The sequence below is a fragment of the Streptomyces sp. 1222.5 genome (assembly GCF_900105245.1).
Classification (GTDB): Bacteria; Actinomycetota; Actinomycetes; order Streptomycetales; family Streptomycetaceae; genus Streptomyces; species Streptomyces albidocamelliae.
Map to the genome: position 1 here is coordinate 2,248,539 of NZ_FNSZ01000001.1, position 22,799 is coordinate 2,271,337.

A 22,799-nucleotide genomic window follows, 5' to 3' on the forward strand; every position below is an offset into this window, starting at 1 on the left:
CGACACCTGCCGGGAAAGGACTGATAGCGAAGCGGATCGATCGCCCGGGCGGCACGATGGAGCCGCGGGACAACACGGTGAGCAGACGAAGGGGAACCGTCCGTGCAGTTCGAGGTGTGGGCACCGCAGGCAGACCGAGTGACGCTCCAGTGCGAGGGCGGCACGCGCGCGTTGGCGCGCGACCCCGAGCGCACGGGCTGGTGGACGGGTGAGGCGGAGGCGGCGGACGGCGCCCGGTACGGGTTCGCGCTGGACGACGGGCCGGTGCTGCCCGATCCGCGCTCGCGCCGCCAGCCCGACGGCCCGGACGGCCTGAGCGCGGTCGTGGACCACGGCGGGTACACCTGGCGGACGCGGTGGACCGGGCGTGGGCTGCCGGGCGCCGTGCTGTACGAGCTGCACGTGGGCACGTACACGCGCGAGGGCACCCTGGACGCGGCCGCGGCCCGGCTGGAGCACCTGGTGGAACTGGGCGTCACGCACGTGGAGTTGATGCCGCTGTGCCCGTTCCCGGGCCGGCACGGCTGGGGGTACGAGGGGGTGTCGCTGTGGGCGGTGCACGAGCCGTACGGCGGCCCCGAGGCACTGAAACGGTTCGTCGACCGGGCGCACGAACTCGGCCTGGGCGTCGTCCTGGACGTCGTGCACAACCATCTGGGCCCCTCCGGCAACTACCTGCCGCTGTTCGGCCCGTACTTCACGGACACCCACCACACGCCGTGGGGCTCGGCCGTGAATCTCGACGCCCCCGGCTCGGACGAGGTCCGGGCGTTCCTGCTGGACAGCGCGCTGGCGTGGCTGCGGGACTACCGCGTCGACGGCCTGCGCCTGGACGCGGTGCACGCGCTGTACGACACGCGCGCGTGCCACTTCCTGGAGGACCTGTCTGCCGCCGTGGACGGACTCGCCGAGGAGGTGGGGCGGCCGCTGTTCCTGATCGCCGAGTCCGATCTGAACGACCCGCGGCTCATCACCCCGCGCGCGGAGAACGGCCTCGGCCTGCACGCGCAGTGGAACGACGACTTCCACCACGCGCTGCGCACCATGCTGACCGGTGAGTCGCAGGGATACTACGCCGACTTCGCCCGCGACCCGTTCGCCGCGCTGGCGAAGACGCTCACCGGCGGCTACTTCCACGACGGCACGTACTCCAGCTTCCGGGGCCGGCGGCACGGCCGTCCGCTGGACCGCGCGCGCGTGGCCGGGCACCGGCTGCTCGGTTACAGCCAGACGCACGACCAGGTCGGCAACCGCGCCCAGGGCGACCGGCTCGCCGCCGTCCTCTCCCCCGGTCTGCTGGCCTGCGCGGCGGCCCTCACTCTGACGGCGCCGTTCACCCCGATGCTGTTCATGGGTGAGGAGTGGGCCGCGGGCACGCCGTGGCAGTTCTTCACCGACCACACCGACCCCGAGCTGGCCGAGGCGGTACGGCGGGGCAGGCGGCGGGAGTTCGCGGAGCACGGGTGGGCCGAGGAGGACGTACCGGACCCGCAGGACCCGGCGACCCGGGAGCGCTCCTGCCTGGACTGGTCGGAGCCGGAGCGCGAGCCCCACGCACGCGTGCTGGCCTGGTACCGGCGGCTGATCGCGCTGCGCCACGAGCAGCCCGACCTCACCGACCCCGATCTCGCCGACACCAAGGTGGCGTACGACGACGAGGCCCGCTGGCTGGCCTTCCGGCGCGGGGACGTACGGGTGGCGGTGAACCTGGGCAAGGAGACGGCGGCGATCCCGCTCGGCACCGGCCGGACGGAGGTGCTGGCCGCGTGGGAGCCGGTCGAGGCCCCCGGCCCGGACGGGCTGCTCCAGGTGCCCGGGGAGTCCTGCGTGGTGCTGACCCAGCCCTGAGGGGCCTTCAGGGCTCGGGAGGGCGCCTCTAGGGCTCGGTCTCGTCGTCCTTGAGCTCCGTCACCCGCTCCAGCAGGATCGGCTCCCAGACCCGGCGCAGACGGGCGCGCAGCAGCGTTCCGCTGCCGCCCGTGCGACCTTCGAGGTGGCCGGTGAGGCGCACGACGGTGTCGCAGCGGGCCAGCCAGAGGCCGCGCAGGCAGGGACGGGGGCCGTAACCGGCCAGGGTGGCGGCGCGAACGGCCGCCGGGGAGCCGACGGCGACGGCGAGCCCGGCGATGTCCTCGGCGGGGTCGCCGAACGCCGCCTCGGTCCAGTCCAGGACGCCGCGCACCCGTCCGTCGGCGCCGACCACCACGTGTTCGCCGGTCAGTCCGTGGTGGGTGAGGACGGCGGTGCCGGGCTGCGCGGCGAGCTGGGCCGCCCCCGGCGGGGTGAGCTGGTGCATCCGGGAGGCGTCGAACTCGTCGGCGGCGGCGAGCCGTTCGGCCGCGTGGACGGCCATGCGGCGCAGCGCCTCCAGCGACCGCGGGGCGGTGCGGGGCACGCCGGCGCTCTCGGCCTGGCGGTGGGGCACCGCGCGCAGCCCGGTGAGCAGCCCGGCGAGGTCGGCCTCGCCGACGGCGGAGACGTCGTGCTCGTCGGCCGTGCCGCCGGGCACCAGCGTGTCGAGGGTGTAGGCGAGGCCGGGCGCCCAGTCGCCGTGCGCGATGCTGGTGGGCACGGCGACGGGCACGTGCGGGCGCACCAGGTCGCGCAGCCGCAGTTCGCGGCGGCGGCGGGCGGAGGCCTCGCGGTCGGGGGCGAGGCGCAGCACGTGGCGGGTGCCGACCCACCAGGTGTGCGCGTGGCCTTCCCGGACGGGGCGCACGTCGGGTCCGCCGGTGCCGCCGGTGCCCTCGTCGAGCAGCGAGCGGACCAGTCTGCGGACGGTGTCCGCGGTGGGTGTCGGTGCCTGGGTCATGAGTCGCGCGTGTGCCGTTCCGGGTGTCGACTGGGGATGTCCTCGGGGCCGCTCAGTCCACTATGACCATCTCACGGGTGGTGTCGTTGAGGCGGCGGCCGCCGTCCTCGGTGACCGTGACGATGTCCTCGATGCGCACCCCGAACCGGCCCGGCAGGTAGATGCCCGGCTCCACGGAGAAGCACATGCCGGGCACGAGCGGCTGCTCCTCGCCCTCGATCATGTACGGCGGCTCGTGCGTGGTGACGCCGATGCCGTGCCCGGTGCGGTGGATGAAGTACTCGCCGTAGCCGGCGTCGGTGATCACCGCGCGGGCGGCGCGGTCGACGTCCTGGCAGGCCGCGCCCGGTCGTACGGCCCGGAAGCCGGCCTCCTGGGCGGCGCGCACGACGTCGTGGACCCGGCGCTCCTCCTCGGTGGGCTCGCCGACGTGGACCGTGCGGGTGGTGTCGGAGCCGTAGCCGTCCTTCAGTCCGCCGAAGTCGAGGACGACCATGTCGCCCTCGCGGATGACGCGGTCGCCGACCTCGTGGTGCGGGTTGGCGCCGTTGGGGCCGGAGCCGACGATGGTGAAGTCGACCTGCGAGTGGCCGAAGCGGCGCAGCAGGCCGGCGAGGTCGTGGCCGATGTCGGACTCGCGGCGCCCGGCGAAGGGGACCTTCCGGATCTCCTCGAAGGCGGCGTCGGCGGCCGCGCCCGCGGCAGCGAGGAGGTCCACCTCGGCGGCGTCCTTCACCGCGCGGAGCATGGGCAGGACGTCGGTGAGGGCGGCGTAGGAGGTGCCGGGCAGGGTCCGTTGGAGCCCCAGCAGGTGCAGGGACCAGGTGTTGTCGCTGATGCCGAACCGGCCGCGGTCGTCGAGGAGGGCAGCGGTGACCGCGTAGGGATCCTTGCCGTCGGTCCAGTCGCGCAGTGTCAGCGCCGTGGCTCCGACCGCGCTCTCGGCGTCCGGGGCCTCGAGGGTGGGGACGACCAGGACGGGCTCGCGGCCGGGGGCGAGGACCAGGACGGTGAGCCGTTCGGTGACGGCGGTGGGCGTGTATCCGGTCAGCCACACCATGTCCGGCCCCGGCGCCACGAGCAGCCCGGCGAGGCCGGCGTCGGCCGCCGAGCGGGCGGCACGCTCCATGCGGGCGCCGTACTCGGCGGCGGTGAAGGGCGCGGGCGTACTACCGGTCATCCGGGCCTCCGGGCGCGGGTGGGGAAACGGGCGACGGCGTCTCGGGCAGCATCCTGCCCGGCCGGGCGGGGCGGCGCGAGCCGGTCGCCGGGAACGGGCCGGCCCGGTGACCGCGCGGGCGCCGGGGCGGCGGGTCGCCCGTGGCGCGCGGAGAATGGGCTCGGCATGGGGCCATCATGGCGCGCGGGGCGGAGGGCCACCAGAGGGTTTCGGAGCGGCGCGCGCGGCGCGCCCCGGCCCGCCCGGGTGGTCCGCGGATCCCCTCAGGTCACCACTCCCGGCGTCGCCGTCAACTGCTGGTAGCCGCCGCCGGTGTGACGCACGGTGAGGACGACGGCCTTCCCGGGCGTGGCGCGGGCGACGGCCCGGGCGAGGTCGGCGGCGGTGTCGACGCGGGCACCGCCGAACTGGAGCAGGACGTCCCCGCGGACCAGGCCGGCGGTGAAGCCGGGGCCGGGCACGTGGACGCCCACCACCAGCGCGCCCGTCTTCTCCGCGTCGACGGCCTCCACGCCCAGGGTCGCCCCGGAGCCGGCCGTGACGGGGGCCGGGGCGGCCGTGGGGGTGGCCCTGCCCGAGGGGGCCGCCGATGGGGCCTGGCGTTGCAGTTCGGCCAGTCTGCTCATGCCGATCACCGTGGCGCCGACGGTACCGACCCCGACCCCGGCGAGCAGCAGCAGGGTGCCGGCGGCCAGGCCGAGCAGCAGGGTCCGCAGCCGCCGCCCGCGCCGCCGGGCGGCGTGCGGGCGACGGGCCGGGGCGGGGGTGTCCCCGCCCCGGCGGTCCTGGCCGGGCATCGGCTTGGGCCGCAACACAGTCTGTTCCATGATTCGCTCGCCTCCGGCTGGTGCTCTACCCGGGGCACCGCGCCGCGACGAGACACGAACGAGTGAGACTGGCCGGAGGGTCGCGCAGGGTAGTCATGACCGTCGAGGCACCGGCCCGCTCAGCCGGTGTGGCCCTCGCCGTGGCCGCCGTGCGCCCCGCCGTGGTCGAACTTCAGGGCCTCCGGCGGCATCACGACGAACGGCCTCATCATGCCCATGTCCTCGTGCTCCAGCAGGTGGCAGTGGTACATGAACCGGCCGTACGCCCCGTCGAAGCGGCCCATGACCCGCAGCAGCTGGTTGCCAGGCACCCGGAACACGTCCTTGTGGCCGCGCTCGTTGGGCGCGAGCGGGATCGTCCGGCCGGCGTCGTACCTCAGGGGCGTACGGGTGCCGCCGGCCGCCGGGTCGAAGCCGGAGACGTCGTAGGCGTCCCGTCCCATCAGCTGGAAGTCGGCCAGATGGATGTGCATGGGGTGCACGATGGGCGCCAGGTTGAGGAAGCTCCACTGCTCGTGGCTGCCCTCGGCGACGGTGAATCCCAGACCGTCGTTGAACGTCCGCGCGGTGCGCCGGTAGGTCTTCGTGGTCCCGTCGGCGCCGGTGACCTGGACGATGCCGTCGGCCGGCAGTTTCAGGCCGTGCGGGGCGGCGACCTCGGTCATCTCCCAGATCTCCGGGTGCCCGCCGGCGCCCTTGGTGGCGGGCGGGGTGAGCAGGACGAGGCGGTGCCCGTGCGGGATGTCGTGGGTCAGCCGGCGGAAGGAGCCGGAGAGGACCTCGGGCAGTTCGAAGGTGTCCTCCTCGCACGTCTCTCGGACCCGGAACTCCAGCACGTGCGGGTAGCGCACGTCACCGGCCGGGTCCGGCACGCCCGGCGGCCGGCCGGGGCCCTTGTTGACGAGCCGGAGGGTGCGGCCCGCCAGGGCGCGGAAGTCGACGAGCAGGTCGAAACGCTCGGCCGGGGCCGCGGTCAGCGTGGGCATCTCCGTGTCGAAGTCGACCGGCACGGGACGCGGCAGCAGTCCGCCGTCGCTGCCGATCTGGTACACGGTCTCCGGCACCGGCTCGCCGTCCTCGTCGATCAGGACGAACTCGAAGATGCGCGCGTTGGAGGCGTTGACCAGCCGGAAGCGGTACCAGGCCGCGTCGACCTCGGCGTACGGCCAGATACGGCCGTTGACCGTGGTGTAGGGGCCGGTGAAGGGCAGCGAGACAGGCTTGCCGGTCTCCGGGTTGCTCTGCTGGACGACCACCGTCTTGTGCAGCAGCCGGCCGTTGAGGCGGCCGTCCTCGTCGGTGTCGAGGTTGCGGTCGGCGACGAGCAACGGGATCTCCCGGTCGCCGGAGGGCAGCCCCAGGGCGTCCTCCTCGTCGTCACGGACGAGGTAGGTGCCGTACAGGCCGGTCATCACGTTCCACCGGGTGATGTTCATGGCGTGGTCGTGGTACCACCACTGCACGGCCTGGTGGTCGTTGGGGTACTCCGACAGCTGGGCGTCGCCGTGGCCGACGGCGTTGTCCGCCCAGCCGTCGTTGCCGCCGCCCGTCTGGGCGCCGTGCAGGTGAGTCACCGACCAGGCGGGCAGCGCGGCCACGTCCTTGTTCGGCTCGGCGCCCCCGCGGCCGGGCTCGGTGGTGGCGGGCGGGGTGCCGGGCGCGCGGACGGGCACCTCGACGGAGGTGACCGGGTACTCGCCGCCTGCGGGGATGCGGTTGGTCCAGGCGATGCGGATCCGCCGGCCGCGCCGCACCTCGATGGTCGGCCCGGGCACCTGGCCGTCGTACCCCCACATCAGGGTCGGCGGGAGCTGCGGGTGCAGGCGCACCCAGGTGGGGCGCAGGGCGATCTCGGTCTCGCGCAGGACGTCGTCCGCGGCGGGACGCAGGACGGTGGGCACCGATAACGGCGCCGCGTACGGCGTGAGTTCACCGGGTTCGGGCGCCTTCTCCTCCGTGGTCCGCGCGGCCGGCTTCTCGATGGTCTCGGTCATGGTCGAACACCCCCGTGTGTCGCGAAGTCTGGTGGTCCGTCGTTCCTCTCGCTTCGCAAGACCCCTTGGGAGTCACGGAAGTTCCCTGAATGCCCGGTTCCGTACGCGGAGATTCGGCGACCGGCGCCGGACGTGCCGCGAGCCGTGGACCGGTCCCGGTCCACGGCTCGTGCGGAGGCGGTCAGGCGGGTGACAGTGCCGGGGTGCCGGGCGCCCGGTCCGGCAGGAAGCCGTGGGCCCGGCGGCCGAGCCACTCGGCCTTGTAGCGGTCGACGCGGCGGTGCCAGTTCAGGATGCCGGCGAGCCAGTTCTGCAGGTCGAGGACGTAGCCGTCCATGGCGGCCCGGGCCTCCTCGGACAGCCGGAAGTCGTCGTACAGCACGGGCAGTTCATGGGTGATCACGTGCTCGAACTGCTGCATGCGCTGGGTCGTCAGGTCGTGGACGACGCCGAGCGCGGTCGGGTAGTCCACGCCGAAGAAGTTCTGCACGACCAGGACGGCGTTGTGGATCTCGCCTTCGTACTCGATCTCCTTCTGGTACGAGAAGATGTCGTTCAGCAGGCAGGCGTAGTCGACGGCGGCGTTCTCCAGGGAGCGCACCGGGCCGCTGCGGTACACCTCCGGGGGTACGGCGGGGCCCCGGCCCATGCGGCACAGGCTCAGCGTGAGGTCCGAGCCGAAGGTGGCGCGCCGCATCTCCAGGTAGTCGACCGGGTCGGGGATGCGGTTCTGCAGCTGGTTGGAGAGCTCCCACACCCAGCTCTCGGTCATGGAGTCCACGGCCGCCTTGAGGCCGCGCCGCTGGTCGGGCGTCATGCCGGCGGTGGTGCGGTCCCAGAGGTCGATCAGCCCGCGCTCCATGGCGTTGCCCGGGACGACGGCCCGCTCGCCCTCGACCGGCATGCAGGCCGACAGCCGGGCCGTGGTCAGCCGGGCGGCGGCGAGGTCACGGCGGTGGCCGTACACGAGGGGGTAGTAGTCGTCGCCGTACGTCCCCCAGGCGAGCCACTGGGCGCTGAGGTCGAGGGCCTCGGGAGTGGCGTCCGGGTCCAGGCCGGCGGAGCACAGCGCCAGGTCGTACGCGGCGAGCTTGTCCTCGTCCCAGACGCCCTCCTGGAGGATGCCCGTGCGATGCGACCAGGCGACGAGACGGCGCCGGGCGGCGTCCACGTGCGGACTCAGCGCCGACTCGTACGGCATGTGGAACTCGGGGATCAGGGACGGGCCGACCTTCTGGTGGGGCACGTGGGAGTGGGCGCGCAGCCGCTCCCGGGCGGCGCCGGCGAGGAGCGCGCCGACATCGGCGGCGGAGGCACCCGGGCCGCTCGGGATCTGCCACGGCGTGCTGTCGCGGGCACCCTTGTTCATGTAGCGGCTGGAGCGCAGGTGCCATTCGTGGCCGCCGGACTGCCAGTCCTGGAGTCCCTTGGTGTAGGCGGCGACCGCGGCGGCCTCGTCCGGCCGGAGTGCCTGCTCCAGGGCGACGGCCGGGACCTCGGTCAGCGCGGTGTGCTCGAACTGGTGCAGGCGTGAGGTGAGGATGTCGTTGACGGTCTCGGCGGCCTCCTGGGTGGTGCAGCCGAAGAACTTCTCCAGGACGAGCACGCCGTTGCTGTTCTCCCCCTCGTCCTCCACCTCGCGCTGGTAGGAGAACAGGTCGTTGCGCAGGTGGACGGCGTCGGAGAAGGTCTCCATCAGCACCCGCAGCGGCCGGGTGGTGGCGACCCGGGCGGGCACCTCGGCGGTCGCGTACTCCACCAGCCCCGCCGACCAGGGGGCGCCGCCCACCTTGCGGCGCATCTCGATGTACTCGACGGGGTTGGCGATGCGCCCCTCGTTGATGTTGGACAGCTCCCACATCGACTCGTTGAGCAGGTGCTCGGTGGCCACGGAGAACCGGCGGCGCCAGTCCACGGACATCGCCGGCACCGTACGCGCCCACAGGTCCCGCAGCCCGGCCTCGACGGGGTTCTCCGGTGCGGGTACGGGCGTCGCGGGGTCGAGCGGCATGAACAGGGGCAACCGGTCCAGGTGGGCCTTGCCGGCGGCGCGGTCCTGGGTGCGCTTGAACATGTCCAGGAAGTGGTCGTCGAAGAAGAACACCCACACGTACCAGTCGGTGATGAGCGAGAGGGCGGGCCCGTCGCAGTCGGGGTGGGTGTAGGCGCACAGCAGTCCGTAGTCGTGCGCCTCCAGGTCGGCCTGCCCCCAGATCCCGGAGCCTTCCAGCATGCCCATCTCGCGCGCCCACGCGGTCGAGTGGGCGCGGGCCTCCTCGAGGTGCGGATTGAGCCGGGCGGGATACGGCATGTAGAAGTGCGGGAGTTCGAACGGCTGCGTCATGGCCCGGGCCCTACCCGCGGCCGCCGAGCCCCATCCGCCACGCCGGACATGATCACACCATCGCGTGAAAGGACCGCGAAACCCGGAACTTCCGGGGCGGATATGGGCGTTCACCGCGCGGGCCGGCCGTCGTACGCCCCCTTGCCGAGCCGGCCGCGCGGGCGCCACGGTAGCCCCATGACCTCCTTCGTACTGCCCCATGAGGTGCACGGCGACGGCGCACACAAGGTGTTCGCCGTGCACGGCTGGTTCGCCGACCGGAATGCCTGGGCCGCCGTCCTGCCGGACCTCGACCGCACCGCCTTCACCTACGCGCTGGTCGACCTGCGCGGCTACGGCGCGGCCCGGGACGCCGTGGGCTCGTACACCACGGCCGAGGCGGCCGCTGACCTGGTGGAGCTGGCCGACCGGCTCGGCTGGGAGCGGTTCTCGGTGATCGGGCACTCCATGGGCGGCGCGGTGGCGCAGCGGCTGCTGTCCGTCGCCCCGCACCGGCTGCGGCGGATCGCCGGTGTGTCGCCCGTGCCGGCCTCGGGCATGCCCCTGCCCGACGAGCAGGGCGAGTTGTTCCGGGACGCGGCGCACAAGGCGGAGAACCGGCGCATGATCATCGACTTCACCACCGGGAGCCGCCGTCCCGCGGCGTGGCTGGACCGGATGGTCGCCCGCTCGCTGGAGCGCAGTGACGCCAAGGCGTTCCGGGCCTGGCTGGACTCGTGGGCCGGGGACGACTTCCGCGCCGACGTCGAGGGCAGCGAGGTGCCCGCGCTGGCTGTGGCCGGTGAACTCGATCCGGCGCTGTCACCGGCGGTGCTGCGGGAGACCTGGCTGTCCTGGTACCCGCGCGCCGAACTGGTCGCGCTGCCGACCGCCGGCCACTACGCGATGGACGAGGCACCGCTGGACCTGATCCGGCTGGTGGAGGACTTCCTGCGCGCGGACGGCGCGGTCCCGGCCGCCGGCCGGGACCGGGCCGTCGCGGGCGAGCCGGCGTGAGCGTGCGCGAGGCCCCGCCGGTGCCGGACGTGTTCGACCCGCGCCGGTACGCGCGCGGGGTGCCGTACGACGACTACCGGGTGCTGCGCGACCACCATCCGGTGGCCTGGCAGGAGGAGCCGGAGGTGCTGGGCTGGCCGGCCGGCCCCGGCTTCTGGGCGGTGACCCGGCACGCGGACGTCGTCCGGGTGCTGAAGGACGCTCAGGTGTACTCGTCGTACCTGGGCGCGACCCAGATCCGCGATCCCGATCCGGCGGACCTGCCGTACATCCGCCGGATGATGCTCAACCAGGACCCGCCGCACCACAACCGGCTGCGACGGCTGGTGAGCCGGGCGTTCACGCCGGCACGGGTCGACCGGTTCGCGGCCCTCGCCCGGGAGCGGGCGCGCACCCTGCTGGCGGGGGCGCTGGAACGGGCCCGGCAGGGGGACGGCACGGCCGACCTGGTGGCCACGGTCACCGACGAGTACGCGCTGCTGAACCTGGCGGATCTGCTGGGCGTCCCGGAGGACGACCGGCGGCTGCTGCTGCGCTGGACCCAGCGGGTCATCGGCTACCAGGACCCGGACGAGGCGGGGGACCCGGTGCTGGACGGGGCGGGCCGGCCCGTCGACCCGCGCTCACCGGCGATGCTCGGGGACATGTTCGCCTATGCGCGGGACCTGGCCGCGCACAAGCGGCGGCATCCCGCCGACGACGTCATGACGACCCTCGCCCAGGACGGCCGGCTCGCCCCGGCCGAGCTGGAGATGTTCTTCTTCCTGCTCACCGTCGCGGGCAACGACACGGTGCGCAGCGCCGCCCCGGGCGGGCTGTCGGCCCTCGCCGGGCACCCGGAGGCGTACGAGCAGCTCCGCGCCGGGAAGGCGGAACCGGCCGCGGCCGTGGAGGAGTTGCTGCGCTGGCATCCGCCGGTGCTGACGTTCCGCCGGACGGCCGTGCGGGACACCGAGCTGGCGGGGCGGCGGATCCGGGCCGGGGACAAGGTCGTGGTGTTCCACGCCTCCGCCAACCGGGACGAGCGGGTCTTCGCCGGACCGGACCGGCTCGACCTCGCCCGCTCCCCGAATCCGCACGTCTCCTTCGGTGACGGCCCGCACGTCTGCCTCGGCGCGCACTTCGCCCGTCTGCAACTGCGGTTGCTCTACGAGGAGATGGTGCGTGCCGTGCCCCGGCCACGCCCGTCCGGCCCTCCGGGGCGGCTGGTGTCCCACTTCATCAACGGTGTGAAGTCGCTGCCGATGCACCTCATGTAGCCGAGGACACCTGGATGAGGGCGTGCGTGCCGTCGGTGCGCCAGCGCCGGCCCTCCGCCGCCACCAGCGCGTCCTCGGTCCGCGCCGAAAGACCGGTGATCACGTCGGACTTGAGGGTGCGCAGGGCGCCGACCGGTCCGGGGAAGCGTCCGGTCACCCGTGCGAACGGTGTGGTCGGCGGCCACAGCCGGTCGCCCACCAGGCGCCGGTAGTTGAGGTCTCCCTTGAGCAGGGTCAGCGTGGCCGCCGCGAAGTCGGCCCGCAGGTCGCCGGGCATCCGCTCGTACGGCAGCGGCGCGCAGGAGAACGGGTGGGCGCGGACGTCGAGCCGGCCGTCGCCGAGGGCCGACCAGAGGGCGCGGCCGTACTCACCGGCCGCGCCCGGGGCGGTGCGCAGCCGGCGCAGGGCGTCGACCACGTCGGCGGTGGTGGCGTCGGAGACGTAGTACGGGTACGGCTTGACGTGCAGCACCGCACGCGCCGCCCGCCCCTCGGTGAGGAGATGGGCGATCAGCAACAGGTCGGGGACGAGTTCGCGGCCCGCGTTGTCCGCGACCAGGACGAGGGTGCCCGCCCCGCCGGGCGGCAGCAGCGACCACAGCTCCTCGCTGTCGTCGGCGACCAGCGCGGGGGCCGGCTCGCGGGCCTCGGCGTCCACGGCGGAGAGCCGGAAACCCAGGTCGGCGCGGTTGCCCCACAGTGAGCCGTGCAGCAGCGCGCGGGCCCGGTCCTCCTCGGGCAGGTCCCGCAGGCCGTCCAGGGCCGCCAGTTCCTCGCCGGTCTCCGGAGCGTCGAGTTCCGCGCGCTTGAACGGCCGGAAGGGGTCGACACCCTGCCAGGCGCCCGGGCCGAAGTATCCGACGGCCTGGAGCAGGCGGCGGTAGAACCAGCTCTCGGACCACAGCCACGGCACGTCGTACCAGGACCGCCCGGTGTGCTCGGCCAGGTCCCACTCCTGCCAGCGGTCCCGGTCCGGGGCGTCGGCGGGCAGCGGTTCGACGGTCCCCTCGGTGCAGCTCTTCAGCAGGTCGTCCAGCGCCCGGTGCTGTCCGGGGCCGTACGGGAAGGCGTCCCGCACCTGGCTGATGATCGCGGGGTGCCGCTCGGCCAGCACGCTGTGCGGGAACGAGCCGGGTTCGTTGCCGACGATCACGGGTGCGAACGGGGTGTCGGCCATGTCCGTCACCGTACCCCGCACGTCAGGCGGTTCTGATCTCCCGCTCCAGCTGCGTGGCGAGGCTGACGTAGCGGGGGCGGCGGTGCACCGGGACCAGACCCCGGATCATCAGGTGCCACATCTCGGCGACCCGGCGCGGAAGTCGTCCGACCGGTTCGAGCGAGCGGCCGGCGACCCGGGTGCCGACGAAGAAGCAGACGAGGGAGTGCGCGACCATGCCGACGTCCAGGTCGCCGTGCACGTCGGACTCCCGGACGGCTCCGGTGAACTTCCGGGTGGCGAACTCCAGCCACTCGGTGAAGGGGTGGCGCATGGGGGGCCGTACCGCTATGTCCGCGGTGGCCAGGCGGAGTCCGGCGCGGGGCACGGGGTCCTCCACGGCGAGCCGGGCGATGCCGAAGGTGGTCCGCATCAAGGACTCCAGCGAGGAGTAGCCGCGCCCCTCGACCTCGTTCACGAGCTGCCTGGCGGCCTCGGCCTGGAGTTCCAGGATGGCGTGGGCCAGGTCCTCCTTGGCGGCGAAGTGGAAGTACAGCGCACCCTTGGTGACCTTCGCGTGCGCGACGATGTCACTCAGGCTGGTGGACTCGTAGCCGTGCTGGTCGAACAGATCGGCGGCAGCCGTGATGATCGTTGCCCGGGTCTGCTCAGCACGTAACTGCCTCGCCATCGTGTGACCCTTCCTCGCGACTCCAACGAACGGGACATGCGGTTTGTTTTTCACCCGTTGCATACGATAACTCACGGGAGGGCGGCGGGAGTCCGGGGCCGGGGCCTCGCGGCGGGACACGTGTCAGCCGTGCGTCCGGCCGCCGTCGGGACGCTCGGCGGTCCGTGCACGGACGAGACCAGAACGGCTCCCCCCTTCGTGGCGCTGTTCCCGGCAGCCGCAGGGCGACGGGTGCCGCACCCATGATCGCCACGATACGAGGCGGACGGCCGGCACCTCAACGGGGTCGCACGGGGGGCGCGAAGCAGTGGAACCGGTCGGTTCTGCGCGCCCCCCTGGGCGGCGGCCGGGCCGTTGCGCTGAACACGGGGGGCGCACGCGCCGTACAGGACTCCGCAAGACCCCGTTGCCGCGCCTGCCCAGGAGACGTCCCCGATGACTCGGAACACCGCCCGACTGGGCGTCACGGCGGCCGCCGCCGCGGCACCGCTCCTGCTGCTGCCGTGGACGGCCGGGCCCGCCCTGGCGCACGGAGCCCCCACCGACCCGGTCAGCCGGGTCTACGCCTGCTCCCCCGAGGGCGGCGACGCCGCCCGTTCGGCGGCGTGCGGGGCCGCGGTCGCCGCGAACGGCGCTCCGTTCACGGCGTGGGACAACCTGCGGGTGGCCGGGGTGGGGGGGCGGGACCGGCAGGTGATTCCGGACGGCCGGCTGTGCAGCGGGAACCTGCCCGCGTACCGGGGCCTCGACCTGGCCCGGCGGGACTGGCCGGCGACCCGGCTGGCGCCCGGGGGCCGGCTGACGATGACGTACGCCTCGACGATCGCGCACGAGGGCACGTTCCGGCTGTACCTGACCAGGCCCGGTTACGACCCGGCGAAGCCGCTGAAGTGGTCCGACCTGCCCGAGCGGCCCTTCGCCGAGATCACCGACCCACCGCTGCGGAACGGCGCCTATCGGTTCGGGGTGAAGCTGCCGGCCGACCGGACGGGCCGTCAGGTGCTCTACACGATCTGGCAGAACAGCAGCACCCCGGACACCTACTACTCGTGCTCCGACGTGGTCTTCCCGGGGGGCGGCACGGCGGCCGGCGCCGCGCGGGCCACGGGAGGGGCGACGGCCCCGGCGTCCGGGAAGCCGTCACCCCGGGCCGGCAAGCCCTCGGCCGAGGGCGGTTCCCCGGCGAAGAGCCCGGCGCCGGTGGCGTCGGCCACGCCGTCGGCGGAGGAGCGTTCACGGAAGAGCGACGCCGCCACGGACGCCGCCCCCGCGGCGGAGGCGACGCGCGGCGGCTCGGGACCCTCGGCCCCCCTGCTGGCGGGCGGCGCCGCCGCGGTGCTGGTGCTCACCGGGGGCGCCGCCCTGGCCCTGCGTCTGCGGCGGCGCTGAACCGCGTCGGCCTACGGCTCAGTTGACGTAGACCGGGGCTCCGCCGTCGGTGACGGGCGCGTACTTGGCCGTGAAGTAGCCGTTGGCGAAGCACAGCGACGAGCCGGAACTCTTGGTGAACTGCTGGTTGGTGAAGGTGATGCTGCTGTCGGCGTTGTCGGCCTTGCCGGTCAGTCCGGCCGCCTGGTAGACGCACGAGACGCTGCCCAGCAGGGTGCGCAGCTTGACCGTGGCCTGGACGACGGAGCCGCTCGGCGGCAGCACGGAGAGGGTGCCGTCGGAGGCCACCGTCGCGGTGTAGGGCAGGTTGTCGATGGTGATGCCGTTGACCCCGAGGACACCGATGACGTTGCTGGTGCAGGTGCCGCTGTCGAAGGTGTGCGCGGTGACGGACTCGGTGGCCGTGCCCGGCGCGCTCGGGTTGTCGGTGACGGTGGCCGTGAACTGGGACGACGTGCACTTGACGCCACTGGTGCCGGTCGCACTGGAGTAGAAGTTCGCCGACGTGCCCGGGGCCAGGGGCGCGGTCAGTACGTCGCCGGCCGCGGCGGCCGTGCCGCCGGCGCCGCCGGTGGTGAGGACGGCGGTGCCGTCGGCAAAGGCGGGTGCGGCCACCGTGAGGGCGAGCGCGGTGGCGGTACCGGCGAGAGCCGGCAGGGATCGCGTACGCATGCGGGTGCCTCTTTCCTGAGTGGGGTTCGGACGAGGTGACGTGCGCTGTGCGGGCCGTACGGGTGATGCCGCCGGCGCGGGGCCGTCGCGCCTTCTCCGTACGCGGCGGACCCACGACGGCGGCAGGCGGGGCGCCGGCCGGAGGTCCCGGGGGTGAACCTCCGGCCGACGAGCGGGACACGGGCGGACACCGGCCGGCCCGGGGGGAAAGGGTTCGTGCCGGAGCCGCGGCGAGGAACGACTGCCGTGCGGGTGCGTGAGCGATTGCGGTGGACCGGCGGAAGCGTCGCCATGACGGGGCCGGGAACGCGGCCGGTACCGCTCGGCGGACCCGGCGCCACGGATCCGCGGAAACAGGTGAAGTTGTAAACCTGATGCCATGTCAACGTCAAGCATTACAAGGGCTGTTGATGGTTGCAGGCGCGCGTCGCGCACATCCGACACCCTTTTCTCACATCTGTATTGACCCCCCGATGTAACCGGCGGTAACTTCCTCGCAGGCCGCCCCCACGCCGTCAGAAAGCCCTTGCGTCCGCAGGGAGTGCGAGGTGCGTGAGCGGCAGCCGCTGTCCGCGCCAGGACACCGTGCCACGGAAGCCCGATCCGCATCGCCTTCATGCCCCCTGGGAGCAGACATGGCCTCGTCCCCGGACGTCCCGTCCGCAGACAGCACCCCCGAGATCCCGGACCCGGGTGCCTCGTCCGAAGTGCCGAGCACCGCCGTCGCCGGCAGCGGGGGCGGCGAGAGGCGCGGACGCGTCCGGGGCCGCCGGGCGGCGGTGATGGCGGTGCCCGCCACGCTCGTCCTCGCGGGCCTCGCGGTCCTCACCGCGCAGGGCGCGCTCGGTGTCCAGTTCGCGATCTCCGGCATGCCGTTCACGGTGACCGCGACCGAGCTCAGCGGCACCGGTTTCGAGCAGTTCGGCGGGCTCGACAACATGGCGGACGGCAGCCCCAACGCCGGGGACACCGGCGGTCAGGTGCTCGTGGTCACCTCCGCCATCAAGAACGCCACCCTCACCAAGCTGTGCCAGAGCGTCGACCTCGGCGGCACCAACCTGCTGATCACCGCGGGCAGCGGGGCGGAGAAGGTCAGCGCGACCGACCTGACCACCGACTCCACCGAGCTGACGGGTGACGCGGCGTTCGGCAACATCGAGATCGGCAACGACGCGAGCACGCTGACCAAGGCGGGCGTGAAGGGGCCGATCGGCGTCTTCAGCCAGCAGGCGGACACCGTACGCATCGCCCATCTGCGACAGACCAACTACGCGACGACCGCTGGCGTGTTCAAGCTGCCGGGCCTCAAACTCCGGTTCAGCGAATCGGGTTGCTGACCGCCGTGCCGGACCGTCCACGCCGGGAACCGAGGCTCGCCTTCCGCGGATGGCGAGCCCGCCGGCCGTTCTGGGGCGGGCTGCTGCTCGCCCTGGGCGGCGGCGAGATCCTGCTCACCGAGAAGGCCTCGCTGAAGGTCGTGATGCACATCGGCATGCAGGGCCTGGCCGGCTATCTGCTGCCGACGCTGATGCTGCTGCTGGGCCTGCTCGTTCTCGTCAACCCCACCCAGCGACTGTTCTACTCCGTCACCGGTGTCCTGCTCTCCCTGGGCACCTGGCTCACCTCCAACCTGGGCGGCTTCTTCCTCGGTCTCCTCCTCGGCGTGACCGGCAGCTGCCTCACCTTCGGCTGGCTCCCGGACCAGGAGCCCCGCGTCGGCCGCCGCCGACGCCGCAAACGGGCACGGGCCGAACGGCGGGCGGCGCGCCGCCCACGCGTGTCTGCGGGGATTCGGTCCTGATCTCCGGAACTTCCCGGCCGCTCCGGAAGTTTCTACGGTGCTGTAGAAGTTGCTGTCGGCATGCTGAGCAGCCGGCCGGGGATACGAGGAGTGCGCATGGCCCTGTGGGACCGCTTCAAGGTGTCGGCGTCGCAGATGCAGACCCAGTTGGTGGCGAAGAAGAACGACCTGAAGAGCGGCGCGTTCCGCGACGCGAGCATGGCGATGTGCGCACTGGTCGCGGCGGCCGACGGGACCGTCGACCCGTCGGAGCGGCAGCGGGTGGCCCAGCTCATCTCCACCAACGAGGTGCTGCAGAACTTCCCGGCGGACGACCTGCGGCGCCGTTTCGAGGAGAACCTGGGCAAGCTGACGACCGACTTCGCCTTCGGCAAGGTGAGCGTGCTCCAGGAGGTCGCCAAGGCGAAGAAGAAGCCCGCCGAGGCGCGTGCCGTCATCCAGATCGGCATCGTGATCGGCGGCGCCGACGGCGACTTCGACAAGACCGAGCAGGCGGTCGTGCGCGAGGCCTGCTACACGCTGGACCTGCCGCCCCACGAGTTCGACCTCTGATCCGGGCCTGACGACGGGACGGGGGCGCGGACCACGGCGTGGTCCGCGCCCCCGTCCCCGGTGCGCGACGGTGCCGGCCGGCGGCCGGCACGGCGGGGTCAGCCGAGTCCGGCGGACTTCAGCCAGGCCTTGGCCACGTCCAGCGGGTCCTTGTTCTCCGTCTGCACCTGGGTGTCCAGGTCCAGCAGGGTCGCGGTGTCCAGCTTCGCGGAGACCGCGTCGAGCGCGTCGACGCCCTTCTGGTTCAGCGCGCCCTTGTGAACGAGCGGCTGGACGTTCTCGAAGCCGAAGAGCTTCTTCGGGTCCTGGAGGACGACGAACTTCTCCTTGCTGATGGTCGGGTCCGTGGTGAAGAGGTCGGCGGCCTGCACCGCGTCCTTCTTGAGCGCCGCCTGGGTGAGCGGGCCGCCCGCGTCCAGTGCCTTGAAGGACTTGAACTGGAGGCCGTAGACGGACTTGAGGCCCACCAGGCCCTGCTGCCGGGTCTGGAACTCCGGCGAGCCGCCGATGACCAGGTCCTTGGCGATGTCCTTCAGGTCGGCGATGGACGACTTCTCGGTGAGGTGGTACTTCTTCGCGGTGGCCGCGTTCACCGTGACCGAGTCCTTGTTCTGGGCCGTGGAGGGCTCCAGCAGGGTCAGCTTGGAGTCCAGCTTGGCCTCGATGGCGTCCGTGGTGGCGTCCGCGGTCTTCGGGGTGGCCTTCGGGTCGAGATACGCCAGCAGCGCGCCGTTGTACTCCGGCAGCACCGACAGGGAACCGTTCTTGATGAGGCCGTAGGTCGTCTCACGGCTGCCGATGTTCGGCTTGTAGGTGACCTTGATCCCCTTGGCCTTGAGCGCTTCGCCGTAGATGTCGGCGAGCAGGGTGCTCTCGGGGAAGTTGTTCGAGCCGACGACGACGCCGTCGCCGCTCGCCTTTCCTTCCGACAGGGGGTCGTCGGCCTTGTCGTTGGAGGAGCAGCCCGCCAGCAGGGCCGTCGCCGCCGCGAGGGCGACGACCGCCGCGCCTCGGTTCCTCCGGATGGACCTGCTGATAAGGGTCGTATAAGTCACTTGCTGATCCAATCCAGCCTGTTCTCGGTCAGTCAAGTGCCCCGGGGCACCGATTGGCCTCGATCTGTGGTCAGTTGTGGGTATAAGGCGGATGCCTTGTAACGGCCTCTTCACACAGGCCGAGCCGTACGGATTCAAAGAGGCGTGCCCGCCTGGGCGGTCGGCGTCAGCCGCCGCGGCGCACCCCGGGCGACACGGTGAGCCGGGACGCCGCCCAGAACACCGCGAGGGTGGCGAGGGCGAGACCGGCGACCAGGGTGGCGCCGCCCACGACCTTCTCGTAGTTGCGCTGGTAGAGGCCGTCGATGATGTAGCGGCCGAGACCGCCGAGGCTGACGTAGGCGGCGATGGTCGCCGTGGACACGATCTGGATAGCCGCGGTGCGCAGTCCGCTCAGGATCAGCGGGAGCGCGACCGGCAGTTCCACCTGGAACAGCACCCGCGCCTCCGGCATGCCCATGCCCCGCGCGGCGTCCACCGGCGAGGGGTCCACGGAGCGGACCGCCTCGTAGGTGGTGACCAGGATCGGCGGTACGGCGAGCACGACCAGCGGGATCATGACGGGCAGCAGGCCGAACCCGATCCAGATGAACATCAGCACCAGCAGACCGAAGCTGGGCAGCGCCCGCCCGGCGGTGGCGATCAGCGCGAGGGCGTTGCCGCCACGCCCGTAGTGCCCGGTGACCAGTCCGACGGGCAGCCCGATCAGGGCGGCGAGGAGGAGGGCCTCCAGCGAGTACCTGACGTGCTCGACCAGCCGGGTGGGGATGCCGTCGTACCCCTGCCAGTGGGAGGCGTCGCCGAAGAAGGCGTGCGCGAAGTTCAGTACGTTCACCGGGTGGCACCCTTCGTCGGCATCCAGGGGGTGAGGAGGCGGCGGACGAGGACGAGCAGGGCGTCGGCGAGGATCCCCAGCACCGCCGTGGTGAGCACCGAGTTCACGGCCAGGGCCGGCCGGTGGTATGTGGTGGCGGCGTACAGCATGTTGCCGAGGGCGCCCTGGTTGCCGATGAGCATGCCGACGCTGACCAGGGAGAGGCTGGACACGGTGGCCACCCGGAGGCCGGCGATGATCGCGGGCACCGCGATGGGCAACTGGACCTGTGCGTAACGGCGTACGGGACCGAAGCCCATGGCCTGCGCGGCGGCCAGGGTCTCCGGCGGGACCGAGCGGACGCCGTCCACGATCGCCGGGACCAGCACCACCAGGCTGTAGATCGCGAGCGGGACCATCACCGTGGTCTCGCTCTGGCCGAAGTAGTCGATGAGGACGACGAAGAAGGCCAGCGAGGGGATGGAGTAGAGCACCGTGGTGACGCCGAGGACGGGCGGGTAGACCCAGCGGAAGCGGACGCAGAGCTGGGCCACCGGCAGGGCGACGAGGAGCCCGGCCAGCACCGGCAGCAGGCCCTCGCGCAGATGCAGGCCGACGAGTCCCAGGTAGCCGTACTGGAGGTCGCTCGGGAGGTCGAAGAAGCCGTTCATGGGGCGGCCTTCACCGCCGCGTCCTCGGCCACCCGGCTGTGGGCGGCCCGGATCGCCTCCCCGATGACCTGCTGGGAGACGACGCCGACCGCGCGTCCCGCGTCGTCCACGGCGACGGCCCAGCCGGTCGGCGACAGCACGGCCCCGTCGAGCGCCGCGCGCAGCGAGTCGGTGCCGGGCACGAACGGACGGCCGTGGTCGATGAGCCGCTCGCGGTCGATCTCGCCGGCGGCAAGCCGGTCCGGCTCGCTCCAGCCGAGCGGCCTGCCGTCGGAGTCGGTGACGAGGAGGTAGGGAGCCGTGGCCCGGGAGGCGAGCCGTTCGGCGTCCGCGTCGATCCCCACCAGCGGCGCGGTCTCCAACTCCAGGTCCGCGGACGGGAAGAAGGACAGCCGGCGGATGCCGCGGTCGGCGCCGAGGAAGTCCTCCACGAAGGAGTCGGCGGGTGCGCTGAGCAGTTCGGCGGGCGGGGCGAACTGGGCGAGCCGGCCGCCGGTGCGCAGTACGGCGACCATCGTGCCGAGTTTGATCGCCTCGTCGATGTCGTGCGTGACGAACACGATGGTCTTGCCCAGCTCGTCCTGGATGCGCAGGAGTTCGTCCTGCAGGCCCTTGCGGACCACGGGGTCGACGGCGGAGAAGGGCTCGTCCATCAGCAGCACCGGCGGGTCGGCGGCGAGCGCGCGGGCCACGCCGACCCGCTGCTGCTGGCCGCCGGAGAGCTGGTAGGGGTACCGCTTGGCCAACGAAGTGTCCAGGCCGACCCGTTCCATCAGCTCCGCGGCCCGGGTGCGTGCCTGCTGCTTGCTGCGGCCGAGCAGCCGGGGCACGGTGGCGATGTTGTCGAGGATGGTGCGGTGCTGGAAGAGCCCGGCGTTCTGGATGACGTAACCCATCGACCGGCGCAGGGTGTTGACCGGCTGCTGCCGGATGTCGCGGCCGTCGAGGAGGATGCTGCCCTCAGTGGGTTCGACCATCCGGTTGATCATCCGCAGGGTCGTCGTCTTGCCGCAGCCGGAGGGCCCGACGAGGACGGTGATCGCGCGGTCCGGTATCTCCAGCGACAGTCGGTCGACCGCGACCGTGCCGTCCGGATATCGCTTGGTGACTGAATCTATCCGTATCAAAACGCCGAGTACCCTTCGGGTTTGGCAGCTTTCGCCCGGTCTCGGCAACGGTCGTCATGCGCAGGCCGTTGCGGGGAGAGTCTAGACCGCGAGTGTTTCGGCGCCTCGTAGATCATGTGGCGGCCGGTTCAGACCTCCTGCGGAGTGTCCTGAGCGCGCGGGTGCGGACGGGCCGCGAGCACCGCCACGTCGTCCTCGGCATGGCCGGCGTCCAGCCGGTCGACGATCGTCTCCAGAACGTCGTCGACCCCCTTGCCGACGGGGAAGCGGAGGGCGGACAGCCGGGCGAGGGAGTGGTCGATGTCCTCGCCGCGGCGCTCCACCAGCCCGTCGGTGAACAGCACCAGGGTCTCGCCCGGGGCCAGTGCGTGCGTGGCCGACTCGTATCCGCCGAGTCCGGTGCCCAGCGGTGGTCCGACGGGGACGGGCAGCTGCGTCGCCCCGCCGTCCCGGGTGATCAGCACGGGCGGCAGATGACCGGCGCTGGCCAGCGTCATCTGGCCGCGTCCCGGATCGACGCGGGCGAGCAGACAGGTGGCGGGCCTGCGGTCCGCCTCCCCGGAGGCGATGTCGTCCATCTGCCGCAGCACGCGGTGCGGGGGCAGGTCGGAGGCGGCGATGTAGCGCAGGGAGGAGCGGTAGGCGCTCATGTCGACGGCGGCCTCCAGACCGTGGCCCATCACATCGCCGACCACCAGCAGGGTGCGGCCGAAGTGCAGTCGTACGGTCTCGCACCAGTCGCCGCCGACCAGCGCGCTGCCGCCGACGGGGAGGTAGCGGATGGCGACGTCCAGGTTCGGATGCGGCCGGCCCGGGCTGGCCAGCAGGGCGCGCTGCAGGTCGCCGGCGGTGCGGCTGACGTCCTCGTAGGCGCGGGCGTGCCGGATGTGGGAGGCACCGCGCTCGGCGAGCAGGGCCAGCTGCTCGGCCTCGGCCTCGCTCGGCGGCCCCGCCTCCCGCGCCCACACCAGCACGCCGTACATGTCGTCGCCGCTGGTCAGGGGCGTACAGAGGGCGCCGCCCGAGCGGCCGCCGACCGATGGCTCCAGCCATGCGGCGGGGTTCGCGTCCACCGCGGGTGGGCCCGTCCCCCGCACCGCGGCGGTGACCCGGCGGGCGTCCGGCAGCAGCCGGGCGTCGCCGGCCACGGCTTCGTAGCCGGCGGGGGCGTCGCCGGTGCGGCGCAGCACGGCGGCGGCTCCGCCGGCCAGCCCCACGACGGCCCGGGCCAGCTCGGCGCAGGTGGTGGCCTCGTCCAGGGTCGTGCCGAGCCCGGCGAGGGCGTCCCGCAGCGCGCCGATCGGCGCTGCGGGCTCCGTGGCCGCCGAGATGCCGCCGTCCTCACGACGGCCGGCACCGAGGGGCACGGGCCTGCGGCGGGACTGGATCCAGCGCGCCACACCCAACACCCTCACAGAATCTCAAACCGGAGCGGGCGGGGCACCAGCCGCGGCCGGTG

General features: G+C 72.9%; 20 protein-coding genes. 7 read left to right on the plus strand and 13 right to left on the minus strand.

Going from position 1 to position 22,799, the window contains the following annotated elements; translation table 11 throughout:
- The first annotated feature begins 102 nt into the window (after positions 1-102).
- On the plus strand, positions 103-1,848 hold the full coding sequence (gene treZ / locus BLW57_RS10120; protein ID WP_093473833.1) for a malto-oligosyltrehalose trehalohydrolase: 1,746 nt from the start codon (positions 103-105) through the stop codon (positions 1,846-1,848).
- Positions 1,849-1,876: 28 nt separating this feature from the next.
- On the opposite strand, the gene BLW57_RS10125 is transcribed toward treZ, so the two are convergent.
- The 5 genes from BLW57_RS10125 to cyc2 all read right to left on the minus strand — a co-directional run bounded on the left by BLW57_RS10125 (position 1,877) and on the right by cyc2 (position 9,157).
- On the minus strand, positions 1,877-2,812 hold the full coding sequence (locus BLW57_RS10125; protein ID WP_093473835.1) for a phosphotransferase: 936 nt from the start codon (positions 2,810-2,812) through the stop codon (positions 1,877-1,879).
- Positions 2,813-2,864: 52 nt separating this feature from the next.
- The gene (locus BLW57_RS10130) at positions 2,865-3,992 is read right to left on the minus strand and encodes an aminopeptidase P family protein (protein ID WP_093473836.1); all 1,128 of its coding nucleotides are present in this window, start codon (positions 3,990-3,992) and stop codon (positions 2,865-2,867) included.
- Between the two features lie 263 nt (positions 3,993-4,255).
- Positions 4,256-4,819: a PDZ domain-containing protein gene (locus BLW57_RS10135; protein ID WP_093473838.1), complete on the minus strand. Its 564-nt coding sequence runs from the start codon at positions 4,817-4,819 to the stop codon at positions 4,256-4,258.
- Positions 4,820-4,938: 119 nt separating this feature from the next.
- Positions 4,939-6,813, minus strand: a complete 1,875-nt coding sequence (gene phsA, locus BLW57_RS10140; RefSeq protein ID WP_093473839.1) for an O-aminophenol oxidase PhsA — start codon at positions 6,811-6,813, stop codon at positions 4,939-4,941.
- Between the two features lie 181 nt (positions 6,814-6,994).
- Positions 6,995-9,157, minus strand: a complete 2,163-nt coding sequence (gene cyc2, locus BLW57_RS10145; RefSeq protein WP_093473841.1) for a germacradienol/geosmin synthase Cyc2 — start codon at positions 9,155-9,157, stop codon at positions 6,995-6,997.
- A gap of 177 nt (positions 9,158-9,334) precedes the next feature.
- Between cyc2 and BLW57_RS10150 the strand changes: the two genes are divergently transcribed.
- Positions 9,335-10,153 carry an alpha/beta fold hydrolase gene (locus tag BLW57_RS10150; RefSeq protein WP_093473842.1) on the plus strand — a complete coding sequence of 273 codons (819 nt, stop codon included), beginning with the start codon at positions 9,335-9,337 and terminating at the stop codon, positions 10,151-10,153.
- The gene (locus BLW57_RS10155; RefSeq protein ID WP_093473844.1) at positions 10,150-11,412 is read left to right on the plus strand and encodes a cytochrome P450; all 1,263 of its coding nucleotides are present in this window, start codon (positions 10,150-10,152) and stop codon (positions 11,410-11,412) included. Before BLW57_RS10150 ends, BLW57_RS10155 begins: the two co-directional genes overlap by 4 nt.
- On the opposite strand, the gene BLW57_RS10160 is transcribed toward BLW57_RS10155, so the two are convergent.
- Both BLW57_RS10160 and BLW57_RS10165 read right to left on the minus strand, forming a co-directional pair.
- Positions 11,405-12,589 carry a damage-control phosphatase ARMT1 family protein gene (locus tag BLW57_RS10160; protein ID WP_093480635.1) on the minus strand — a complete coding sequence of 395 codons (1,185 nt, stop codon included), beginning with the start codon at positions 12,587-12,589 and terminating at the stop codon, positions 11,405-11,407. The two genes, BLW57_RS10155 and BLW57_RS10160, sit on opposite strands and share 8 nt — an antisense overlap.
- Positions 12,590-12,611: 22 nt before the next feature.
- Positions 12,612-13,259, minus strand: coding sequence for a ScbR family autoregulator-binding transcription factor (locus BLW57_RS10165; protein WP_093473845.1), 648 nt, complete (start codon positions 13,257-13,259; stop codon positions 12,612-12,614).
- Between the two features lie 435 nt (positions 13,260-13,694).
- Here BLW57_RS10165 and BLW57_RS10170 point away from each other — a divergent pair, with 435 nt between their 5' ends.
- Positions 13,695-14,648 carry a lytic polysaccharide monooxygenase auxiliary activity family 9 protein gene (locus BLW57_RS10170; RefSeq protein WP_093473847.1) on the plus strand — a complete coding sequence of 318 codons (954 nt, stop codon included), beginning with the start codon at positions 13,695-13,697 and terminating at the stop codon, positions 14,646-14,648.
- A gap of 18 nt (positions 14,649-14,666) precedes the next feature.
- On the opposite strand, the gene BLW57_RS10175 is transcribed toward BLW57_RS10170, so the two are convergent.
- Positions 14,667-15,320: a Tat pathway signal sequence domain protein gene (locus tag BLW57_RS10175; protein WP_093473848.1), complete on the minus strand. Its 654-nt coding sequence runs from the start codon at positions 15,318-15,320 to the stop codon at positions 14,667-14,669.
- A gap of 635 nt (positions 15,321-15,955) precedes the next feature.
- Between BLW57_RS10175 and BLW57_RS10180 the strand changes: the two genes are divergently transcribed.
- From BLW57_RS10180 to BLW57_RS10190, 3 genes are all read left to right on the plus strand, one after another.
- The gene (locus BLW57_RS10180) at positions 15,956-16,657 is read left to right on the plus strand and encodes a DUF6230 family protein (RefSeq protein ID WP_093473850.1); all 702 of its coding nucleotides are present in this window, start codon (positions 15,956-15,958) and stop codon (positions 16,655-16,657) included.
- Between the two features lie 5 nt (positions 16,658-16,662).
- Positions 16,663-17,121: a DUF6114 domain-containing protein gene (locus tag BLW57_RS10185; RefSeq protein ID WP_256339454.1), complete on the plus strand. Its 459-nt coding sequence runs from the start codon at positions 16,663-16,665 to the stop codon at positions 17,119-17,121.
- A 96-nt stretch (positions 17,122-17,217) separates the two neighbouring features.
- On the plus strand, positions 17,218-17,673 hold the full coding sequence (locus BLW57_RS10190) for a tellurite resistance TerB family protein (protein WP_093473853.1): 456 nt from the start codon (positions 17,218-17,220) through the stop codon (positions 17,671-17,673).
- A gap of 98 nt (positions 17,674-17,771) precedes the next feature.
- Here BLW57_RS10190 and BLW57_RS10195 read toward each other — a convergent pair whose 3' ends face one another.
- The 5 genes from BLW57_RS10195 to BLW57_RS10215 form a co-directional block, all read right to left on the minus strand.
- The gene (locus BLW57_RS10195) at positions 17,772-18,728 is read right to left on the minus strand and encodes an ABC transporter substrate-binding protein (protein WP_093473854.1); all 957 of its coding nucleotides are present in this window, start codon (positions 18,726-18,728) and stop codon (positions 17,772-17,774) included.
- Positions 18,729-18,894: 166 nt separating this feature from the next.
- The gene (locus BLW57_RS10200; protein ID WP_093473856.1) at positions 18,895-19,563 is read right to left on the minus strand and encodes an ABC transporter permease; all 669 of its coding nucleotides are present in this window, start codon (positions 19,561-19,563) and stop codon (positions 18,895-18,897) included.
- On the minus strand, positions 19,560-20,213 hold the full coding sequence (locus tag BLW57_RS10205) for an ABC transporter permease (protein WP_093473857.1): 654 nt from the start codon (positions 20,211-20,213) through the stop codon (positions 19,560-19,562). Before BLW57_RS10205 ends, BLW57_RS10200 begins: the two co-directional genes overlap by 4 nt.
- Positions 20,210-21,340, minus strand: a complete 1,131-nt coding sequence (locus BLW57_RS10210; protein WP_176985532.1) for an ABC transporter ATP-binding protein — start codon at positions 21,338-21,340, stop codon at positions 20,210-20,212. Before BLW57_RS10210 ends, BLW57_RS10205 begins: the two co-directional genes overlap by 4 nt.
- A gap of 128 nt (positions 21,341-21,468) precedes the next feature.
- On the minus strand, positions 21,469-22,740 hold the full coding sequence (locus BLW57_RS10215; protein ID WP_256339455.1) for a PP2C family protein-serine/threonine phosphatase: 1,272 nt from the start codon (positions 22,738-22,740) through the stop codon (positions 21,469-21,471).
- Positions 22,741-22,799 lie beyond the last annotated feature (59 nt).

Coding starts and splice junctions, on each gene's coding strand:
- BLW57_RS10125 (WP_093473835.1), bottom strand. CDS start 2,812: ATGACCCAGGCACCGACACCCACCGCGGACACCGTCCGCAGACTGGTC.
- BLW57_RS10130 (WP_093473836.1), bottom strand. CDS start 3,992: ATGACCGGTAGTACGCCCGCGCCCTTCACCGCCGCCGAGTACGGCGCC.
- BLW57_RS10135 (WP_093473838.1), bottom strand. CDS start 4,819: ATGGAACAGACTGTGTTGCGGCCCAAGCCGATGCCCGGCCAGGACCGC.
- phsA (WP_093473839.1), bottom strand. CDS start 6,813: ATGACCGAGACCATCGAGAAGCCGGCCGCGCGGACCACGGAGGAGAAG.
- cyc2 (WP_093473841.1), bottom strand. CDS start 9,157: ATGACGCAGCCGTTCGAACTCCCGCACTTCTACATGCCGTATCCCGCC.
- BLW57_RS10150 (WP_093473842.1), top strand. CDS start 9,335: ATGACCTCCTTCGTACTGCCCCATGAGGTGCACGGCGACGGCGCACAC.
- BLW57_RS10160 (WP_093480635.1), bottom strand. CDS start 12,589: ATGGCCGACACCCCGTTCGCACCCGTGATCGTCGGCAACGAACCCGGC.
- BLW57_RS10165 (WP_093473845.1), bottom strand. CDS start 13,259: ATGGCGAGGCAGTTACGTGCTGAGCAGACCCGGGCAACGATCATCACG.
- BLW57_RS10170 (WP_093473847.1), top strand. CDS start 13,695: ATGACTCGGAACACCGCCCGACTGGGCGTCACGGCGGCCGCCGCCGCG.
- BLW57_RS10175 (WP_093473848.1), bottom strand. CDS start 15,320: ATGCGTACGCGATCCCTGCCGGCTCTCGCCGGTACCGCCACCGCGCTC.
- BLW57_RS10180 (WP_093473850.1), top strand. CDS start 15,956: ATGGCCTCGTCCCCGGACGTCCCGTCCGCAGACAGCACCCCCGAGATC.
- BLW57_RS10190 (WP_093473853.1), top strand. CDS start 17,218: ATGGCCCTGTGGGACCGCTTCAAGGTGTCGGCGTCGCAGATGCAGACC.
- BLW57_RS10205 (WP_093473857.1), bottom strand. CDS start 20,213: ATGAACGGCTTCTTCGACCTCCCGAGCGACCTCCAGTACGGCTACCTG.